Here is a 20,224-nt window from a genome sequence, read left to right on the forward strand (position 1 = left end):
TTGTCCCGGCAAATGCCCTTACTTACGACTGCATGCCCCAACGATCGATGGTGTTGGCTTCGATCGCACGGAAGATGATGTTCTCGACCACCAGACCGATGATGATGACGGTCAGAAGACCGGCGAACACCGTCGGGATGTCGAGACTGTTCTTGTTTTCGAAAATAAACCAGCCCAATCCGCCCGAGCCAGACGACACGCCGAACACCAGTTCGGCCGCGATCAGCGTACGCCAGGCGAACGCCCAGCCGATCTTCAGGCCGGTGAGGATGCTCGGGAACGCCGCCGGGATCAGAATCTTGCTGATGTAGCGGAAACCACCGAGCCCGTAATTGCGCCCGACCATCTTCAGCGTGCGGCTGACCGACAGGAAGCCGGAGTGCGTGTTCAGCGCGATGGCCCAAGTTACCGAGTGCACCAGCACGAACACCAGCGAGCCGTTGCCGAGGCCGAACCAGATCAGCGCCAGCGGCAGCAGCGCGATCGCCGGCAGCGGGTTGAACATCGAGGTCAGCGTCTCGAGGAAGTCGGTACCGATGCGCGTCGTGATCGCCAATGCCGTCAACAGCGCCGCCAGCGTGACACCGACGGCGTAACCCATCAGCAGCACCTTGATCGACGCCCACGCCCGCGCGGGCAGAACGCCGTTCCCGATATTGGTGAAGAACGCGCTCATGGTCTCGCTGAACGTCGGGAACAACAGATTGTTGTTCAGGTAGCGGCCATAAGCCTCCCAAATGAGCGCCAGAATGACGAGGATGACGATCTTGCGCAGCCACGACTGATTGTAGAGCCGGCCGATCAACGGCAACGGCTTTTCTACGACCAGCGGCACCTGCGAAGTTTCGGATGCATCCCGCACGAATTCGGCGCGCTGCGGCGCCACGATCTTCTGGGCGGACATGGTCACGTCAGACATTTTCCGCCTCCTCGATGGTGTCGGCAAACAGCATGGTCTGGATTCGTTTTTCGAGCTCGGCTGCTTCCTCGCCTTGCGCGCCGCCGTTCAGTTCGGCCTTCACCTGACCCGGATGCGGCGACAGCAGCAGGATGCGGTTGCCGATCTTGATCGCCTCGGGAATCGAATGCGTGACGAACAGCACCGTGAAACGGGTTTCGTCCCACAGCATCATCAGCTCGTCCTGCATCTTGCGGCGCGTCAGCGCGTCGAGTGCGGCGAACGGCTCGTCCATCAGGAGAATGTCCGGCTCCATCGCCATGCCGCGCGCGATCGCGACGCGCTGCTTCATGCCGCCCGAGAGCATGTGCGGATAACTTTCCGCAAACTTCTCCAGGTTGACCTTGCGGATGTAGTGCATCGCCTTCTCCTCGGCTTCACGCGCGCCGAGTTTGTTCGTGCACTGCAAGGGAAACATCACGTTTTCCTTGACGCTCTTCCAGGGCAGCAGCTGGTCGAACTCCTGAAACACCATCATCCGGTCGGGACCGGGATGGCGGATCACCTTGTTCTTCAGCTTCATCTCACCTTCGGTCGGGGCCATGTAGCCGCCGACGGCCTTCAGCAACGTCGATTTGCCGCAGCCCGAAGGCCCCAGCAGAATGAAACGATCGCCCTGAAAGACTTCGAAGTCGACGCGATAAGTCGCGGTCACGAGGTGGTCTGGCGTCTTGTACTGAAGCGTGACGCCTTTCACCTCTAAAAGCGGTGCAGTGTTCAATCGTTCCTCCCGGCCAACGCGCGCAAGCATCTACGTGCCCCTGCCCTGTCGAATTTGAAAGAGATGGTCTCTCCAATGATGGAGCGCGGAAGGCAACGTTTCCCTCGGCAAAAGGCCGTTCCTGAAAACAAATGGCCCGACGCCGCCAAGCCGCATGGCTTGACGATCTTGCCGGACCGATTTGCAGGCTACGTGCCGTCTCATGCCGTTGCGCCTCTCCCGCTGAACCGGGGCTATCCGCCCTCTTGTTCTGTCCAGACTGCCATCGTCTAGAAGGCCTGTAAAGATATCATATGTCTGATATAAGACTGGAGACCCAACTTTTTGGGTTCCGTCCCGCCATGCAGGACAATGTCGCACCTGGCATGCCAGATACGCGACATAAAAAATCAGCCGGCGAAGACCGGCTGATTTCCTGTTTACAGATTAACTACGATGTCGAAATTCGAAACGAACGCGTCTTTCGTTACGACATATTCGGAATTGCGAACTCCGCACCAGAGGCAACACCCACCGGCCACCGGCTCGTGATGGTCTTCAGCTTGGTGTAGAAGCGGATACCTTCCGGGCCATGCATGTCATGGTCGCCGAAGAACGACGCCTTCCAGCCGCCGAACGAATGGTACGCCATCGGAATCGGAATCGGCACATTGATACCGACCATGCCGACCTGAATGCGATGCGCGAATTCGCGTGCTGAATCACCATCGCGGGTGAAGATCGCCGTGCCGTTGCCGTATTCGTTTTCGTTGATCATTTTCGCCGCGGTCTCGTAGTCCGGCGAGCGCACCACCGACAGCACCGGCCCGAAAATTTCGTCCTTGTAGATTTTCATGTCGGTCGTGACGTTGTCGAACAGCGAGCCACCGAGGAAGTAGCCGTTCTCGTAGCCCTGCATCTTGAAGTCACGTCCGTCGACAACGAGCTTGGCGCCTTCCGCCAAACCGGTGTCGATGTAGCCGTGAACGCGATCGCGATGCGTCTTGGTGACCAGCGGCCCCATCTCGGCTTCGAGATCGGAGCCCGGTCCGATCTTCAATCCCCTCACCCGCGGCGTCAGCTTTTCGATCAGGGTGTCGGCGGTCTTCTTGCCGACCGGCACCGCGACCGAAATCGCCATGCAGCGTTCGCCGGCGGCACCATAGGCCGCGCCCATCAATGCATCGACCGCCTGGTCCATATCCGCGTCGGGCAGGATGACCATATGGTTCTTCGCGCCGCCGAGCGCCTGGCAGCGTTTTCCTTCATGCGTCGCGGTCTGGTAGATGTAACGGGCGATCGGCGTCGAGCCGACAAAGCTGACGGCGGAAATATCCGGATGCTTCAGCAAGGCGTCGACCGCCTCCTTGTCGCCCTGCACTACATTGAAGGCGCCGTCCGGCACGCCGGCTTCCTTGAGCCAGTCGGCCATCAGGAGCGAAGCGGACGGATCGCGCTCCGACGGCTTCAGCACAAACGTGTTGCCGCACACCAGCGCCACCGGGAACATCCACATCGGCACCATCACCGGGAAGTTGAACGGCGTGATACCGGCAACGACACCCAGTGGCTGGCGAATGGCGTAGCTGTCGACGCGGGTGCCGACATCCTCGCTGTAATCGCCTTTCAGCAGATGCGGCGCGCCGGTCGCGAACTCCACCACTTCGAGGCCGCGCTGCACTTCGCCGCGCGCGTCTGTCAGCAGCTTGCCGTGTTCCTGCGAGATCGCCTTTGCCAGTTCCTCGCTCCGCTCTTCGACGATGCGCTGGAATTTGGCGATGATGCGTGAGCGGCGCAGCGGCGTCATCGCAGACCATTCGGGAAACGCGCGGCGCGCTGCCTCAACCGCCTGATCGACTTCCGCCGTGCTCGCAAGCGCGACGTTCGCCACCTGTTGGCCGATCGCGGGATTGAAAACCGGCGCGGTACGGCCGCTTTTGCCAGCGACGCGCTGGCCGTTGATATAATGAGAAATGTCCGAGGCCATGATTGTTCTCCCGATGCTGTTGCTTGAGGGAGATTTTGCTCCTCGCAGCATCCCGAACCAACTCCTACTATTGCCCCACCGTTGTGCAAAAATTAAAGTACCCCCGGCAGGCAGGAAGCCGGAATCGGAATACTGGATGGATTGGGATCGCGTGCGGATTTTTCTCGAGGTGGCCAGAACCGGCCAGATCCTCGGCGCAGCCAAGCGGCTCGGTCTCAACCATGCCACCGTGGCGCGACAACTCAGCGCACTCGAACGCGAGATGAAGACCCGTCTGGTCAAGCGGGACACCACCGGCTGTACGCTGACGCGATCGGGCGAAGCCCTGATGGCGACCGCCGAGAAGGTCGAATCCGAATTTCTGCGCGTCGGCTCGCAGCTTGCCTCGACGTCCGACCGGGTGACGGGAACCGTGCGCGTCGGCGCGCCGGACGGAATCGGCAACTACTTTCTGGCCGAACAGTTAGGCGCGCTCGCCGCGGTGCACCCCGAACTGATCGTGCAGCTCGTGCCGCTGCCGCGCACCTTCTCTCTATCTAAACGGGAAGCTGACATCACGATCATGGTGGAGCGGCCGAAGGAAGGCAAACTCATCACAACCAAGCTGACCGACTATTCGCTCAGCCTGTATGCGTCGAAACAATATCTCGACCGCTGCCCGCCGATCCGAACTGAGAGCGATCTCGCAGGCCATCTGTTCATCACCCAGGTGAGCGATTTCGTCTACAGCCGCGCGCTCGACTATTCATCCTACTTCGATACCGTGATGTCGCGCCGTTACGAATGCGGCAGCGTCGTCGGCCAGGTCGAGGCCGTGCGCGCCGGGCACGGCATCGGCATCCTGCACGATTATGCGATCCGCCGTTATCCCGAACTGCGGCGTCTCTTGCCGGAGATCCGTTTCGTGCGGACGTACTGGCTGGTGTCGCACCCCGACACGCACGGCACGCGGCGCGTGCGTGAGGTGCACCGCTACATCGCCTCGCGCGTCCGGGCCGAGCGGCGGCATTTCATGGGCGATTGAACCGCGCCATCAAACCACCGCAGCCATTTCGCCGCGTATTACTTCGGCTGCAAAACAAGCTTCTGCACACGCCAGTTCAGAAGCTCCGCGACATAAAGCGTATTCTCCGACGGGCACGCGATCGCATGAACCCACCCGAACTGCTTCAACTGCTTGCCCGACTTGCCGAGGACGCCGAGCAACTTTCCGTCCAGCGTCATCTTGTAGATCCGTCCCGGCCACGCATCGGAAGCATAAAGCACCTGATTGGGACCGGGCGTGATGCAGATGGCCCAGGGTGAATCCGGCGCAAACGTGCCTTTCTTGATCGTGGCCTCGTCAGGAATGTTGCCGATCGCGGGCTTGGCATCGGCCGGCACAGGCACATCGATTTTCATCTGCCGCAGGAATTTGCCGTCGCCGTCGAACACCTGAATGCGGGCATTGCCACGATCCGCAACATAGACGTTGCCCTTGGCATCGGTCGCGATGCTGTGCGGCGTATTGAATTGACCCGGCTCGCTGCCTTTCTCTCCCCATGATTTGATCCAGTTGCCGTCCTTGTCGACCTTCGCCACGCGCGAATTGATATAGCCGTCGCTGATGTAGGTGTTGCCGGCCGCATCCCATGCGACATCGGTGACCTGCCGGAAACGTCCGTCCTCAGCCGGAAGCGGCGGATTGGGATGCTTCAGCGGGCCGGTCTCCTCATCGGAGGCTTCCTGTTTGCGGCCGAACACCATCAGCACCCGTCCTTCGGGGCTGAACTTGATGACCATGTCCGAGCCTTTGTCGGTGACCCAGATGTTGTCCTGCGGGTCGACCTTGACCGTGTGAGCGAACGACCACGCGTAGAGATTCTTGCCGATCTCGCGGATGTATTTGCCGTTGGCATCGAACTCCAGAAGCTGCGTCGCAGCTGCCGCATAGGCGGGTCCGGTCGTATTGCCGCGTGACAGAACGAAGACATGGCCCTTGGAGTTGACCGCAACGCCGGAGACTTCCCCGAAATACATATTGTCCGGCAAGCGAAGCGGATTCGGCACCGAATTGAACGGAATGACCGGCGGGTTGTCCTGCGCGAATGAAGCCGAGGTCGACAATACCAGTAAAACGGCTAGCCACAGTTTCATGGTTCTCTCCCGGATGATTTTTTGTTGGAGCGGGCGCCAGAACCAGACAGGCGCGCCGCTCTCGCAGGCTAACGCCAAACCGCGCAGCGACGGGCGGATTTGCAATCACATTTTGTCGACTTGCGTTCCGGTCGCTCCGCGCGGCATGCATGCACCCCTTCCTGCAGCACCAGTGCTGCCGCCCGGGCGCTCCCGTTAAATAGGTCGTATGAAAGAGATTCTTTGCGCATGACGAAAGCCGTGCTTCCGCCATACGAGCCTTGTGTGCCCGACGGCCTGCCGCCCGCACAACGCCGCTGGGCCGCCGCCGTGATCTTTATTGCGATTGCGATGTCGGCGCTCGACACCGCGATCGCCAATATTGCCCTGCCCACCATCACGGCCGACCTGCACACGACACCCGCCGACGTCGTCTGGGTCGTGAATGTCTATCAGATCGCGCTGGTCGTAGCCTTGCTGCCGCTCGCGGCTCTCGGTGAAATCATAGGACTGGAGCGCGTCTATCTCGGAGGGCTGCTGCTCTTCACCGCTTCCTCGCTCGGATGCGCCTGCGCATCGACCCTGCCGGAGCTGTTGATCGCGCGGGGGCTGCAGGGATTGGGAAGCGGCGCGATCTCGGCGGCCAACATCGCGCTCGTCAGCTTCGTCTACCCGCGCAGTCTCGTCAGCCGCGGTTACGGATTGAATGCGATGGTGGTCGGCGTGTCGTTTACGCTCGGCCCAACGGTGGCGTCCGCGATCCTGTCCTTCGCATCGTGGCCGTGGCTGTTCGGCGTGAACGTGCCGATCGGCATCATTATTCTGATCGCCGGGCTCAAGGTTCTTCCGAAGACGCCCCGTGCTCCCCATAAGTTCGAACTTTCCAGCGCGTTGCTGGCCGGAAGTTGCACCGGACTTTTCATTTTTGCTCTCAGCAGTGCCGCGCATCGAACCGATCCGATCTACGTTGCCATTGAACTGGCCGTTACCATCGCGCTCGGTGTCTTCCTCGCGCGCAGGCAGGCCGGGCACCCAGCGCCGATTCTTCCCTTCGATTTGTTCAAGCGACCGATGTTTTCATTGTCCACGGCAACGGCAACGGCCGCCTTCATGGCCCAAAGCCTCGCCTTCGTCGCGCTGCCCTTCTACTTCGAGACCGTGCTGAACCGAACGGCGGTCGAAACCGGATTCTTCATCACGCCATGGTCCTTGATCGTCACCGTCATGGCCCCGATCGGCGGACGGCTGGTCGAACGATTCCAGGCGGCGTATCTCTGCGGTGGCGGCCTGCTCGTTCTCGGTCTCGGCATGGTGCTGCTGGCGACGATTCCGGAATCTCCGACCGTTCCCGACATCATCTGGCGCATGCTGGTCTGCGGCTGCGGCTTTGGCTTCTTCCAGACGCCAAACATGAAGGCGATCATGAGCAGCGCACCCGCCACGCGCAGCGGTTCGGCGTCGGGCGCACTGGCGACAGCCCGGCTGTTCGGGCAGACTCTCGGCGCGGCGCTTGCCGCCCTGTGCTTTTCGCTGTTCGATCATCAGGGAGCGGCCTACGCCCTGGGCCTCGGCGCCGTAGTTGCCTCGATAGGCTCGTTCATCAGCTTCATGCGCCTGTTCGCCCGCCGCTAAGACGCCCACGATCACACCCGGCGAAATGCCGCGCGCGATTTTCAATGAGGCTATGATCACGTAAAAGGGTGCTTGAAGGATAATCCAGTCGAGGGAAGATTCGGTCATGACCTATCGCGCGCCCGTCGAGGACATCCTGCTCGCTCTCAACTACGGCGCCGCGCTGAATGAGGCGATCCGCGCCGGGCATTACCAGAACTACGATCCCGAAACCGCGGGCGCGGTGATCGAAGAATCCGGAAAATTCGCAAGCGAGGTGCTCGCGCCCCTTAACCGCGTCGGCGATGAACACGGCGCGACGCTCTCGGATAAGAAAGTCACCACGTCGCCCGGATGGCGCGACGCTTACAGAGGCTGGACCGAGGCTGGCTGGAATTCCCTCACCGGCCCGGAAGAATTCGGCGGTCAGGGTCTGCCGATCGTGCTGCACGCCGCCTGCAGCGACATCTGGAGCGCGGCGAACATGGCGTTCGGGTTGTGCCCGCTGCTCACGGCGGGCGCGATCGAGGCCATCTGCGTCCACGGTGCTGACGATCTCAAGCAAACCTATCTCGCGAAACTCGTTTCGGGCGAGTGGACCGGCACCATGCAACTCACCGAACCGCAGGCCGGGTCCGATGTCGGTGCGCTGCGCACCCGCGCAGAGAAACAATCCGACGGCAGCTATCGGCTCTCTGGCACGAAAATCTTCATCACCTATGGCGACCACGACATGACCGGGAACATTGTGCATCTCGTGCTCGCCCGCCTGCCCGGCGCGCCGGACGGCACCAAGGGAATCTCGCTGTTCGTGGTGCCGAAATTTCTGGTCAACGCGGACGGCACGCTCGGCGCGCGCAACGACATCTATGCCAGCGGCCTCGAACACAAGCTCGGCATTCACGGCTCGCCGACCTGCACCATGACGATGGGCGACAAGGGCGGCGCGGTCGGCTATCTGCTCGGCGAAGAGAACAACGGCATGGCCTGCATGTTCACGATGATGAACCAGGCACGCCTCGGCGTCGGTTTAGAAGGCGTCGGCATCGCGGAGCGCGCCACGCAGCAGGCGCTCGCCTATGCCCATGAGCGCAGGCAGGGCCGTGCGCTCGGCCACAAAAGCGGCGAACCCGATCTCATCGCCGTGTATCCCGACGTAAAGCGCAACCTGCTGACGATGCGCGCCCTCACCGCCGCCGCGCGCACGATCTGTTACGCGACGGCGGTCGCGATCGACGTCTCGCATCAGGCTCAAAACGAAGCGGTGCGCGAGAAAGCCGATGGTCGCGCAGGTCTGCTCACGCCGCTCGCAAAGGCCTTCTCCACCGATATCGCCAACGAGGTCGCGGCGCTCGGCGTGCAGGTGCATGGTGGCGCGGGCTTCATCGAGGAAACGGGTGCCGCGCAATACGTGCGCGATGCCCGCATCCTCACCATTTATGAGGGCACCAACGGCATTCAGGCCAACGATCTCGTGATGCGCAAGCTCGGCGCCGACAAGGGCGCGGCGGTGCGAGACCTGCTCGACGAACTCGGGCAGATCGTCGCACGGGTCGAAGCATCGAACGATCCAACGTTCGGCGCGACCGGCGCAATCCTGCGCGAGGCGCTCGGCTCGGCCGCGCGCGCCAGCGAATGGCTGCTGGAAAGATTGGGCAGCGCGCCGAACGAAGCGCTCGCGGGTGCGACACCTTATCTCCGCTTGCTTTCGCTTGCGACCGGTGGCTGCATGCTCGCGCGCGAAGTGCTCGACGGACGTGCCGATGAGACCCTGCGCGAGCGCGCCTTACGCCGCACGCCGCTCGCGCGTTTCCTTGCCGAGAACCTGGTGGTGCAGGCTCCGGCGCTGGAGCAGGCCATCGTCCGAGGCAGCGGCGCGATCAATGACGCCGATATGACGCTCGCGGATTAGGCAGTTTGCACGATTTTTCCAGACATTTTTCGCCTACGCTCGCGGCATCGATCTCCCCAAATCATTCGGCAAAACCGGCGCTTGCCCATATGGGCCACCGAGCGGATGATATAAGGTAAGATCGAAATAACCGCCCGCCCAAGGCCAAGGATTCGCATGCCCGACCACATCGTTGTCACTGACGAGGAATCGATTCGCATCATCAAGCTGCGGCGGCCGGAAAAAAAGAACGCGCTCACGCAAGGCATGTACGACGCGATGCGTCATGCCATCGACACCGCGCAGAACAATCCGGATATCCGCTGCATGGTGTTCACAGGCGGTGCCGGCGTCTTCACCGCCGGCAATGATCTCGAGGATTTCCAGAAAGCGGGCGCGGGCCAGCCGCGACCGATCAGCGCCGTCAAATTCATGTACTCGCTGGTGCAGAACACCAAGCCTATCGTCGCCGCCGTCGACGGCATCGCGATCGGCATCGGCACAACAATGATGTTCCATTGCGACTATGTGGTCGCGAGCACCGCAGCGTCGTTCTCGACTCCCTTCATTCATCTCGGGCTCGTCCCCGAAGGTGCGTCGAGCCTGCTCGCACCGATGACGATGGGCTATCAGCGCGCGTTTTCAATGCTGCTGATGGGCCGCCCCGTCAGCGCCGAGGACGCCGAACGGGCAGGCTTCGTCAACGACGTCGTCGCGCCCGGCCATGCCGAGGTCGAGGCGCTCAAGGTCGCGCGCGATATCTGCGCGCTGCCCGCCGAGGCGCTGGCGACCTCGCGAAAATTATTGCGGCCGCCGTCGGAAGAACTCTTGCGCCGGATCGATCAGGAGAGTCATCTGTTCGGCGAGCGGCTCTCCTCGCCGGAGGCTGTTGCCGCATTCGCAGCATTTTTCGCGCGTAAATAAACTCAGGTTCGCACCCGCAGGTTTGTACCCGTTCCACTGCAAGGATTGTCCATGTCTACTCTTTTGCTCACGCATACCGCTTCCTCCCTCAATCACAAGGTGAGCGAAGGCCATCCGGAGCGTCCCGACCGCATCCGCGCGATGGAGAAGGCGCTGAGCCAGGACATCTTCAAGCCCTTAGTGCGCGAAGAGGCGCCGATGGGCGACATCGAGACCGTGAAGCTGTGCCACGATGAAAGCTATGTCGACGAAATCCGCGAGATGTCGCCGAAACAGGGCATCGTCTATATCGACGGCGACACCATGATGTCGCCCGGCACCTGGGAAGCAGCAATGCGCGGCGTCGGCGGCGCCAATGCCGGCGTCGATGCTGTCGTCAGCGGCAAGGCACAGAACGTCTTCGTCGGCACCCGCCCCTGCGGTCATCATGCCGAACGCAACCGCGCAATGGGCTTCTGCATCTTCGATCAGGCCGCGATCGCTGCGCGCTATGCGCAGACCAAGCATGGCATCGGCCGCGTCGCCGTGGTCGATTTCGACGTGCACCACGGCAACGGTTCGCAGGACATCTTCTGGGCCGACCCCACCGTGATGTACTGTTCTACGCACCAGATGCCGCTGTTTCCCGGCACAGGCGCAACACAGGAGCGCGGCGAGCACGACACCATCGTCAACGCGCCGATGCATCCGGGCGACGGTGGCACGATATTCCGTCAGGCATTCGAGGGCGTGATCCTGCCGCAGCTTCAGAAATTCTCGCCCGAACTCATCATCATCTCCGCAGGCTTCGACGCGCACTGGCGCGATCCGCTCGCCAACATCCAGCTCGACGAAAAGGATTTCGGGTGGGTGACGAAGAAATTGATGGACGTCGCCGACAAGAGCGCAGGCGGACGAATCGTCTCCGTGCTTGAAGGCGGCTACGATCTGCAGGGTCTGCACGATTCGATCGTCGAGCATGTCAGCGCCCTGATGGGGCACTGAACGCGCCACATTGCGTCCGCAAATCAAACCTACGCTTCCAAGCGCCACAGGATCGACCGGGGAACACTCTATGGCCACCAACACCCAAGCCGACATCAAGACGATGACGTTCGAGCGCGCAATCGAGGAACTCGAAACCATCGTCAAGCGTCTGGAAGACGGCAAGGTGCCGCTGGAAGAATCGGTCGCGATTTACGAGCGTGGCGAAACGCTGAAGCGCCGCTGTGAGGAACTGTTGCGGCTCGCCGAGGCACGCGTGGACAAGATCACCACGGACGCCACCGGCGCGCCCGTGGGCACCGAGCCGCTCGACGTGCGCTGAGCCCCTTTAGGGCGAGCGAAACCCTCCATATTGGCTCCCGCCAGCCGCAGGACCGGCATGCCGCATTGCGCCATTTTCCGGCCTGCGGGCACATTGGCATGACTTTGGAATTGGTATAAAGCCTCGGCACCCACGGCGCGGCCACAGGCCAGACGGCCGTCTCCCTTTATTTTCAGCAAGGCTTGACCGTGTCCCAGACCAGCACGACCCCGTTGCTCGATACCATCCCGACCCCAGACAAACTGCGCGCCTTGACGCCCGAGCAGTTGCCGCAGGTCGCGGACGAACTGCGCCGCGAAATGGTCGATGCCGTGTCCGTCACCGGTGGGCATCTCGGCGCGGGTCTCGGCGTGGTCGAACTGACCGTCGCCCTGCACTACGTGTTCAACACGCCCGACGACCGCATCATCTGGGATGTCGGCCATCAGGCCTATCCGCACAAGATTCTTACCGGACGCCGCGACCGCATCCGCACCCTGCGTCAGGGCGGCGGCCTGTCCGGTTTTCCGAAGCGCGCCGAGAGCGAATACGATGCATTCGGCACCGCGCATTCTTCCACCTCGATCTCGGCCGGTCTCGGCATGGCGGTGGCGCGCGACCTGCAACAGGGCAACAACAACGTTATCGCCGTCATCGGCGATGGCTCGATGTCGGCGGGCATGGCCTATGAGGCGATGAACAATGCGGGCGCGCTGAACTCGCGGCTGATCGTCATCCTCAACGACAACGACATGTCGATCGCGCCACCCGTGGGCGCGATGTCCGCCTATCTGGCGCGGCTGATTTCGAGCGAGACCTACGGCACCGCGCGCGAGATCCTGAAAAACATCGCCCACCGGATGCCAAAATTCTTCCAGGATCGCACGTTGCGCGCGGAGGAATACGCGCGCGGCATGGTCGCGGGCGGCATGCTGTTCGAAGAACTCGGCATGTTTTATGTCGGTCCGATTGACGGCCATAACCTCGATCATCTTCTGCCCGTGCTCACCAACGTCCGCGACAACGGCACCGGTCCCGTGCTCATCCATGTCGTCACCAAAAAGGGCAAGGGCTACGCACCGGCGGAGGAATCCGACGACAAGTATCATGGCGTGGTGAAATTCGACGTCGCCACCGGCAAGCAGTTCAAGACGAAGTCGAATGCGCCCTCCTACACTTCGGTGTTCGGCAACAGCCTCACCAAGGAAGCGCAAAAGGACGACAAGATCGTCGCCATCACCGGCGCGATGCCCGGCGGCACCGGCGTCGATATCTTCGCGAAATCCTTCCCCGAACGCACCTTCGATGTCGGCATCGCCGAGCAGCATGCGGTGACGTTCGCCGCAGGCCTCGCAACCGAAGGCTACAAGCCGTTCTGCGCGCTGTATTCGACCTTCCTGCAGCGCGGCTACGATCAGGTGGTGCACGACGTCGCGATCCAGAATCTTCCGGTTCGCTTTGCGATCGACCGCGCGGGCCTTGTCGGCGCGGACGGTCCGACCCATGCGGGCTCGTTCGATAATACCTATCTCGGCTGCCTGCCGAACCTCATCATCATGGCGGCCGGCGACGAAGCCGATCTCGTCCACATGGTCGCAACGCAGGTTGCAATCGACAACGCGCCGAGCGCGCTGCGTTATCCACGTGGCGAAGGCCTGGGCCTTGAATTGCCGGATGTCGGCGTGCCGCTCGAAATCGGCAAGGGCCGCGTACTGCGCCAAGGCACGAAGGTCGCGTTGTTCTCGTTTGGCACGCGCCTCGGTGAATGCCTGAAGGCCGCCGATGAACTGGAAGCCCAGGGCCTGTCGACGACGGTGGCCGACGCGCGCTTCCTCAAGCCGCTCGATATCGAACTGACGCTGAAACTCGCCCGCTCGCACGAGGTCCTGATTACGGTCGAAGAAGGTTCGATCGGCGGCTTCGGCACCCATGTCATTCAGGCGCTCGCCGATCACGGCGCGCTCGACAAGGGTCTGAAGATTCGCTCGATGGTGCTGCCCGACATTTTCATCGATCAGGACAGCCCGGCGAAGATGTACGAACAGGCCGGGCTCGATGCCAAAGCCATCGTCGCCAAGGTGTTCGAGGCACTCGGCAAAGGTGCGGCGTCCACCAAACTGGCGTAAGAATCCGATATCGTCATGCCCGGGCATAGCCCGTCGAAGACGGGCGTGAACGCCCTTATGACCTGGGCATCTGCCTTTTGATGGATTGCCGGGTCTAGTCCGGCAATGACGACAACGGGACGGACAGGATGGCCATGACCGAACGCAAACGCGCTGACGTTCTTCTGGTCGAACGCTGCCTGTTCGAAAGCCGCGCTCGCGCGCAGGCGGCCATCGAGGCGGGTTCTGTCACCGCCAACGGCAAGGTCATCACCAAGGCTTCGGAACCGATACTCGTCGACGCAGACATCAGCGCCGAACCCGCGCATCCGTGGGTATCGCGCGGCGGCGTCAAGCTCGCGGCGGCGCTGGAGCACTATCCCCTCGATATCGAGGATCATGTCTGCGTCGATGTCGGCGCCTCGACCGGCGGCTTCACCGAAGTGCTGCTCGCGAATGGCGCGAGCCTCGTCTTCGCCATCGATGTCGGCACCGCGCAGCTGCATCCGAGTCTGCGCGGCAATCCGCGCGTGATCTCGATGGAGAATACCGACATCCGATCGCTCGAAGGCCACCGCCTCGAAAGGCGGCCGGATGTCGCGGTGATCGATACGAGCTTCATTTCGCTGAAGCTCGTGCTGCCTGCTGTGTTCTCGTTCGCCGCCGCTCCGCTGCAGATGCTCGCGCTCATCAAACCGCAATTCGAAGCCGGACGCGCACAGGTGAAGAAAGGTATCGTCCGCGACGAGGCCGTTCATCGCACGATCTGCGACGACATCGCGGCATTCGCCGCCGCACAAGGCTGCACCGATATCGAGGTGTTTCCCTCTTCTATCGAAGGCGGCGACGGCAATCGCGAATTTTTTATCGGCGCCCGGCGCGGCTGATGTCGATGGAACGCCTCACCATCGATCATGTCGGCCAGCAGGGCGACGGCATCGCCCTCGATGGCGCGCGCAATATCTACGTGCCCTACACGCTCGGCGGCGAAACCGTCGAGGTCACCGCCGCGTCCGAACGATCCGCGGACCGGCGTGATCTTGTGGAGGTCATCACTCCAAGCCCAGAGCGGATTGCACCGTTCTGCGAGTATTTCAGTGTCTGCGGCGGCTGCGCGATCCAGCATTGGCAGACCGATGCCTATCGCAACTGGAAGCGACAACTTGTCGTGGACACGCTGAAGCAGGCGGGAATTGCGAGCGAGGTCGGCACGCTGGTCGATGCGCACGGCACCGGTCGCCGCCGCGCCACGTTTCACGCGCGGCAAGGATCGGGTGCGCTGCGCGTCGGCTTCGCGGCCGCCGGTCGCCACGAAATCGTGCCGATCACCCATTGCCCTATTCTCGATCCGGCGATGGACGGTGCTATCGGCGTGGCCAATGCCCTTGCCGAACTCTTGAAGCCGGTCGGCAAACCGCTCGATATCCAGATCAGCGCCACCGAGAACGGCCTCGATGTCGACATACGTGGCTCCGGCCCGCTCGACACTGCGATGCTCTCGAAACTCTCTGGGTTGGCGAAACAGCACCGCCTCGCCCGCCTGACGCGACATGGCGAACTCGTGCTGCTTCAGGCGCCGCCCACCATCCGCGTGGGTCGCGCGACCGTGACGCTACCACCCGCCTCCTTCATGCAACCGACACAGGCGGGCGAGGAAACGCTCGCCACGCTCGTTACGGAGCGATGCAAGGGTGCGAAAAGGATCGCCGATTTGTTCTGCGGCTTCGGACCGTTCTCGCTGCGCCTTGCGGAAAAATTCCGCGTCTCGGCGTTCGACAGCGACGCCAAGGCGGTCGCCGCGCTGAACGACGCCGTGCGTATCACGCAGGGCCTGAAGCCTCTCGCAGGCGAGGCCCGCGACCTGTTCCGCCGCCCGCTGGTGCCGCAGGAGCTGCGGGACTTCGACGCCGTGGTGTTCGATCCGCCCCGCCAGGGCGCGGAGGCGCAAAGCCGCCAGCTTGCGGCCAGCAGGCTGACGCATGTCGTCGCGGTCTCCTGCAATCCCGCGACCTTCGCGCGCGATGCGAAAATCCTGCTCGGCGGCGGCTTCAAACTCGGCAAGGTGGTCCCGGTGGACCAATTCCGGCACACGCCCCATGCCGAGGTCGTCGCCGAGTTCACGCGCTAGGCTGGATTTCTCAGCGGAGCCGTTCGGACGATGGCAAACCGTCGTCGAACTGTCGTGAATCGATCAAAATTTACCAACACTTCACACTAACAATATACCTTTCGACGCGCGGACCCGCCTCATCGCGAGGCGGCCGGTCCGACTGGAACTTGCCATTATTCCTGCCGCGCCAGCCCATTTTGAGGGCGATCCGGCCCTTACGTCTCCTTTGCGTATTTAAGGCTCAGTCTAAGGACTCCAATCATGCTTTCCAGGCTCTCGATCAGCGCCAAACTCATCGCCCTTGTTTCCGTTCTCCTGGTCTCGCTCGCCGCTCTCGGCACCTTTTCCGTCAGCGAGATGCACACGATCAACAAATCGACCCAGGAAATCCAGACGAACTGGCTGCCCAGCATCCGCCTTCTCGGCGAAATGCGCACCCAGGCCGCACGCTACCGCGCGGTGCTGCGCGATTACCTGACCGGGCCCGACGAGACCGTGATGATCGATATTCAGAAGAACCTTGACGCGCGGGCACACGACTTCATCAAAGCCTTCGAAAGCTACGGCAAAATGACTAAGTCGCCTGAAGAACAGGCGATGTACAAAGACCTCGGAAATGAATGGAAGAACTTCAAGGCCGGCTCCGACGAAGTCGTCGCCGCAGCGCGGAAATACGATTTTGCGCAGGCGCGCGAGCTGAACGCCACCAAGGTTGTGAAAGTCGGCCGCGCCATGGACGGCGCTCTCTCGAAGATCGTGGCGCTGAATGACAAGGGTGCCGACGACGCTGGCGATCGTGCGGCACATGATTACAATCGGGCCTTCGTCGTCGTGCTCGGCGGGCTCGCCCTTCTGATCGTGATCGGCGCAGGCGCCGCTTTCCTGATCGTGCGCGACGTTGCCAAGGGCATCGCCTCGGTCGTTCAGCCGATGCAGTTGCTGGCGCAGGGCGATCTCTCTCCGGAAATCCCGCATCAGGGCGCGAAGACCGAAATCGGCAAGATCTCCGCCACGCTTCAGGTATTCAAGGACGCGCTGATCGCCAAGAAGGCCGCCGACATCGTCTCCGCTAACGAAGCAACCGCCAAGATGCAACGCGCCGAGACCGTCGACGGCGTCACCCGCAAGTTCGAGAGCATGATCGGCGAACTGGTGGCGTCTCTCGCCTCTGCGTCCACCGAAATGGAATCGTCGGCCGGAACGCTGACCAAGGCGGCCGACGTCACCCAGCAGCTATCGACCTCAGCTGCCAATGGCTCGCGTACGGTGTCGGAAAGCATCCAGTCGACCGCAGCCGCGACCGAGGAGATCACCTCCTCCGTCGCTGAGATCGGCCGTCAGGTCATGGAATCGAGCCGCGTGGCGCAGCGCGCCGTGCAGCAGGCCGAGAAGACCAACTCCAGCATCAGCGAATTGTCGGCGGCGGCCGCACGTATCGGTGACGTCGTCAAGCTGATCACCGCGATCGCGGAGCAGACCAATCTGCTCGCACTCAACGCCACCATCGAGGCGGCGCGCGCCGGTGAAGCCGGTCGCGGGTTCGCGGTCGTGGCTTCCGAGGTGAAGGCGCTCGCGTCACAGACCGCGAAGGCGACCGACGAAATCGGTGCGCAGATTGCCGGCATGCAGGCTGCGACCGACGACTCGGTGACCACCATCAAGGAGATCAGCGCGACAATCGACCAGATCTCGGAAATCTCCTCCGCCATCGCCGCCGCCGTCGAGGAACAGGGTGCGGCGACGCAGGAAATCGCCCGCAACGTGCGTCAGGCCGCCGAGCTCTGCTCGCAGGTCGCCGTCAACATCGACGACGTCAGCCGCGGCAACAGCGAAACCGGCGCAGCCTCCTCGCAGGTGTTCTCCGCCGCGCAGTCGCTGGCGCAGGAAAGCACCCGGCTGGAAGTCGAGGTGCAGGGCTTCATCAACCAGATCCGCGCCGCATAAAGCAGCACGGAGCTTGCAAACAAAACGGCGGCCGATCGGCCGCCGTTTTTATTTTGCTGTCAGCATTTCCTACTGACAGACGTTCACAGTCCTCGCATGCCAGCCGCTCCTCGTGTGGTAGCGCTGAAGCTGATAGCACTGGCTGTAATCGTTGTAGGCATAATCATCGCCGTAATAGTCGTCATCGTAGTAGGCGCTGTCATACGGCCAGTCGTCGTAATAGCCGCCATAGCCGTAACCGAAGGCGAACACCGGGACCCGACCATGATGGCCGTGGTGGCCATGCCAGTTGCCGCCCTGATTCCACTGACGGTAAATCATCGCATTGTTACTCGGCCCGTGGACTGCATTGCGCGTCATGCCGGGATTGACCGCCGCAAAGCTGTTACGCATCCCGCCGCCACTCGCGAAGCTGTTGAAGCCACCACCCCCGCCGCGCGCAAAGCCGCCACCGCCACCGAAGTGAGCACCGCCGCCGCCACCCATGTGGCCGCCACCGCCTCCACCACCATGACCGCCGTGGCCCTGCGCCAGCGCAGCACCGGGATCGAACGCCGCCACCGCGGCGAGCAGCGCCGTTCCCATCAGAATTTTTCTGAACATCGTCGATCTCCACCTTCCGTAACCGTGGAGATAATGTGCCAAGCACCTTTTCTTTCCCGCGCGCGACGCAGAAAAGCATCAGTAATCCGTGAACAGGAACCGCGAAGATTTAGCCGTTCTGACCGCGATGGCGCAGGAAGTGGTCGGCCAGCACACAGGCCATCATCGCCTCGCCTACCGGCACGGCGCGGATACCGACGCAAGGATCATGACGTCCCTTGGTGACGATCTCCGTCTCGGCGCCGGAGCGATCGACTGTGCGACGCGGCGTGAGGATCGACGATGTCGGCTTCACCGCGAAGCGCGCCACCACCGCCTGCCCGGTCGAGATACCGCCGAGAATGCCACCGGCGTGGTTCGACAGGAACACCGGACCGTTATTGCCGTGACGCATCTCATCGGCGTTGTCTTCACCGCGTAGTTCGGCCGCGCCAAAACCGGCGCCGATCTCGACGCCCTTCACCGCGTTGATGCTCATCATCGCGGCCGCGATGTCGCCGTCGAGCTTGCCGTAGATCGGCGCGCCCCATCCGGCCGGAACATTCTCCGCGACCACTTCGATCACTGCACCGATCGACGAGCCGCTCTTGCGGATGTCGTCGAGATATTCCTCGAAGAATTTCGCCTTCACCGGATCGGGACAGAAGAACGGATTGCGCGCGACTTCGTCCCAATTCCAGTTGGCGCGGTCGATCTTGTGCGGACCCATCTGGACCAGCGCCGCGCGCACCTTCACGTCAGGAACGACCTTGCGCGCTACCGCGCCCGCCGCGACCCGCGCCGCAGTTTCGCGCGCCGACGAACGGCCGCCGCCGCGATAATCTCGGATGCCGTATTTGGCGTCGTAGGTGTAATCGGCGTGGCCCGGACGATATTTGTCCTTGATGTCGGAATAGTCCTTCGAGCGCTGGTCAGTGTTCTCGATCATCAGCGCGATTGGTGCGCCGGTCGTCACCTGCCCGCGCTCGGTCTCCATCACGCCGGAGAGTATCTTGACCTGATCGGGCTCCTGCCGCTGCGTGGTGAAGCGCGACTGGCCGGGCTTGCGACGGTCGAGGTCGTCCTGAATGTCCGCGGCGGTCAGCGGAATGCGCGGCGGGCAGCCGTCAACCACGCAGCCGAGCGCCACCCCGTGGCTCTCGCCAAAGGTGGTGACGCGGAACATGTGACCGAAGGTGTTGAAGGACATGAGGTTAATCCGGGCCGCATTCGCTACGTAATGTAGCGAATATCGCTACGTTTCGTAGCGAGAACTCGCGAGAATCGCAAATACGCAATCGCATCAGAGGAGAATAGACGCGTACAGCACCGGCCTTAACTATGTTTGGTGATCTTGCCGTCCTTGAAAACGTAGACCACACCCTGCTCGACATAGATCTCGGCGGCGTTGATGGGCGTCTCGACCTCCAGCGCGGCCATCAGCGCACGGCAGGAGCCGCCGTGCGAGACCGCGACGGTGTCTTGCAACAGTGAATCGTACCAGTCGCGCATCCGCAGCGCGACGGAGGCATAGCTTTCGCCGCCCGGCGGCGGGACGCCCCATTTGTCGGCCTGACGCTGCGCGAACAGTTCGGGATGAGATTGCTCCATCTCGATCAGGGTCGAACCCTCCCAGTGGCCGTAGCCAACTTCACGCAGCCGATCGTCGAGTTCGTAACCGTGCGGTGGCACGCCGATCTCTCCGCGCACAAGCTCCATGGTCTGGCGCGCCCGGCCGAGCGGCGAGGACACGAACGGAATCCGCTCGGGATGATGAGAATCCGCGGCCAGAATTCCGGTCAACAATTCACCGGCACGAACTGCCTGTTCCTTCCCGAGCTCGTTCAGCGGAATGTCTTGCGTGCCCTGAAAGCGGCCGGTGGCATTCCATTCGGTCTGGCCATGACGGATGAAGTAGATGACGGGGTTGGGCATCGAAAGATCGGTTTCCAAAAAGGGCATCGCCGGGCATAGCCTGTCAAAAACGGGCGTGAACGCCCTTTTGCTCCGGC

General features: G+C 62.2%; 17 protein-coding genes. 10 read left to right on the top strand and 7 right to left on the bottom strand.

Features of this window, described 5'->3' with window-relative positions; genetic code table 11:
- Positions 1-22: 22 nt before the first annotated feature.
- The 3 genes from HMPREF9697_RS07205 to HMPREF9697_RS07215 all read right to left on the bottom strand — a co-directional run bounded on the left by HMPREF9697_RS07205 (position 23) and on the right by HMPREF9697_RS07215 (position 3,645).
- Positions 23-904: an ABC transporter permease gene (locus HMPREF9697_RS07205; protein WP_430642235.1), complete on the bottom strand. Its 882-nt coding sequence runs from the start codon at positions 902-904 to the stop codon at positions 23-25.
- A gap of 7 nt (positions 905-911) precedes the next feature.
- Positions 912-1,709 (bottom strand): ABC transporter ATP-binding protein, encoded by a 798-nt coding sequence (locus tag HMPREF9697_RS07210; protein ID WP_002716521.1) that lies wholly within the window; start codon positions 1,707-1,709, stop codon positions 912-914.
- Between the two features lie 436 nt (positions 1,710-2,145).
- Entirely contained in the window at positions 2,146-3,645 is a 1,500-nt protein-coding gene (locus tag HMPREF9697_RS07215; RefSeq protein WP_002716522.1) for a CoA-acylating methylmalonate-semialdehyde dehydrogenase, read from the bottom strand.
- Positions 3,646-3,781: 136 nt separating this feature from the next.
- On the opposite strand from HMPREF9697_RS07215, the gene HMPREF9697_RS07220 reads away from it, so the two are divergent.
- Positions 3,782-4,669, top strand: coding sequence for a LysR family transcriptional regulator (locus HMPREF9697_RS07220; protein WP_002716523.1), 888 nt, complete (start codon positions 3,782-3,784; stop codon positions 4,667-4,669).
- A gap of 38 nt (positions 4,670-4,707) precedes the next feature.
- On the opposite strand, the gene HMPREF9697_RS07225 is transcribed toward HMPREF9697_RS07220, so the two are convergent.
- Positions 4,708-5,781, bottom strand: a complete 1,074-nt coding sequence (locus HMPREF9697_RS07225) for a peptidyl-alpha-hydroxyglycine alpha-amidating lyase family protein (protein WP_002716524.1) — start codon at positions 5,779-5,781, stop codon at positions 4,708-4,710.
- Between the two features lie 228 nt (positions 5,782-6,009).
- Between HMPREF9697_RS07225 and HMPREF9697_RS07230 the strand changes: the two genes are divergently transcribed.
- From HMPREF9697_RS07230 to HMPREF9697_RS07270, 9 genes are all read left to right on the top strand, one after another.
- A complete protein-coding gene (locus HMPREF9697_RS07230) occupies positions 6,010-7,392 on the top strand; it encodes an MFS transporter (RefSeq protein ID WP_002716525.1) in 1,383 nt (460 codons plus the stop codon).
- Positions 7,393-7,498: 106 nt separating this feature from the next.
- Positions 7,499-9,283 (top strand): acyl-CoA dehydrogenase family protein, encoded by a 1,785-nt coding sequence (locus tag HMPREF9697_RS07235; protein ID WP_002716526.1) that lies wholly within the window; start codon positions 7,499-7,501, stop codon positions 9,281-9,283.
- A 156-nt stretch (positions 9,284-9,439) separates the two neighbouring features.
- Entirely contained in the window at positions 9,440-10,186 is a 747-nt protein-coding gene (locus tag HMPREF9697_RS07240) for a crotonase/enoyl-CoA hydratase family protein (protein WP_002716527.1), read from the top strand.
- Between the two features lie 51 nt (positions 10,187-10,237).
- Positions 10,238-11,170 (top strand): histone deacetylase family protein, encoded by a 933-nt coding sequence (locus HMPREF9697_RS07245; RefSeq protein WP_002716528.1) that lies wholly within the window; start codon positions 10,238-10,240, stop codon positions 11,168-11,170.
- 70 nt (positions 11,171-11,240) lie between these two features.
- The gene (locus HMPREF9697_RS07250) at positions 11,241-11,492 is read left to right on the top strand and encodes an exodeoxyribonuclease VII small subunit (RefSeq protein WP_002716529.1); all 252 of its coding nucleotides are present in this window, start codon (positions 11,241-11,243) and stop codon (positions 11,490-11,492) included.
- Between the two features lie 188 nt (positions 11,493-11,680).
- Entirely contained in the window at positions 11,681-13,597 is a 1,917-nt protein-coding gene (gene dxs / locus HMPREF9697_RS07255) for a 1-deoxy-D-xylulose-5-phosphate synthase (RefSeq protein WP_002716530.1), read from the top strand.
- Positions 13,598-13,731: 134 nt separating this feature from the next.
- Positions 13,732-14,463 carry a TlyA family RNA methyltransferase gene (locus tag HMPREF9697_RS07260; protein ID WP_002716531.1) on the top strand — a complete coding sequence of 244 codons (732 nt, stop codon included), beginning with the start codon at positions 13,732-13,734 and terminating at the stop codon, positions 14,461-14,463.
- Positions 14,463-15,704, top strand: a complete 1,242-nt coding sequence (locus tag HMPREF9697_RS07265; protein WP_002716532.1) for a class I SAM-dependent RNA methyltransferase — start codon at positions 14,463-14,465, stop codon at positions 15,702-15,704. Before HMPREF9697_RS07260 ends, HMPREF9697_RS07265 begins: the two co-directional genes overlap by 1 nt.
- 243 nt (positions 15,705-15,947) lie before the next feature.
- Positions 15,948-17,630 (top strand): methyl-accepting chemotaxis protein, encoded by a 1,683-nt coding sequence (locus HMPREF9697_RS07270; protein ID WP_002716533.1) that lies wholly within the window; start codon positions 15,948-15,950, stop codon positions 17,628-17,630.
- A gap of 69 nt (positions 17,631-17,699) precedes the next feature.
- On the opposite strand, the gene HMPREF9697_RS07275 is transcribed toward HMPREF9697_RS07270, so the two are convergent.
- The 3 genes from HMPREF9697_RS07275 to HMPREF9697_RS07285 form a co-directional block, all read right to left on the bottom strand.
- Positions 17,700-18,233, bottom strand: a complete 534-nt coding sequence (locus HMPREF9697_RS07275) for a hypothetical protein (protein ID WP_002716534.1) — start codon at positions 18,231-18,233, stop codon at positions 17,700-17,702.
- Positions 18,234-18,342: 109 nt separating this feature from the next.
- The gene (gene aroC / locus HMPREF9697_RS07280) at positions 18,343-19,422 is read right to left on the bottom strand and encodes a chorismate synthase (RefSeq protein ID WP_002716535.1); all 1,080 of its coding nucleotides are present in this window, start codon (positions 19,420-19,422) and stop codon (positions 18,343-18,345) included.
- 125 nt (positions 19,423-19,547) lie between these two features.
- A complete protein-coding gene (locus HMPREF9697_RS07285) occupies positions 19,548-20,147 on the bottom strand; it encodes a histidine phosphatase family protein (protein WP_040308168.1) in 600 nt (199 codons plus the stop codon).
- Positions 20,148-20,224: the final 77 nt, after the last annotated feature.

Source organism: Afipia felis ATCC 53690 (genome assembly GCF_000314735.2).
Lineage (GTDB): Bacteria > Pseudomonadota > Alphaproteobacteria > Rhizobiales > Xanthobacteraceae > Afipia > Afipia felis.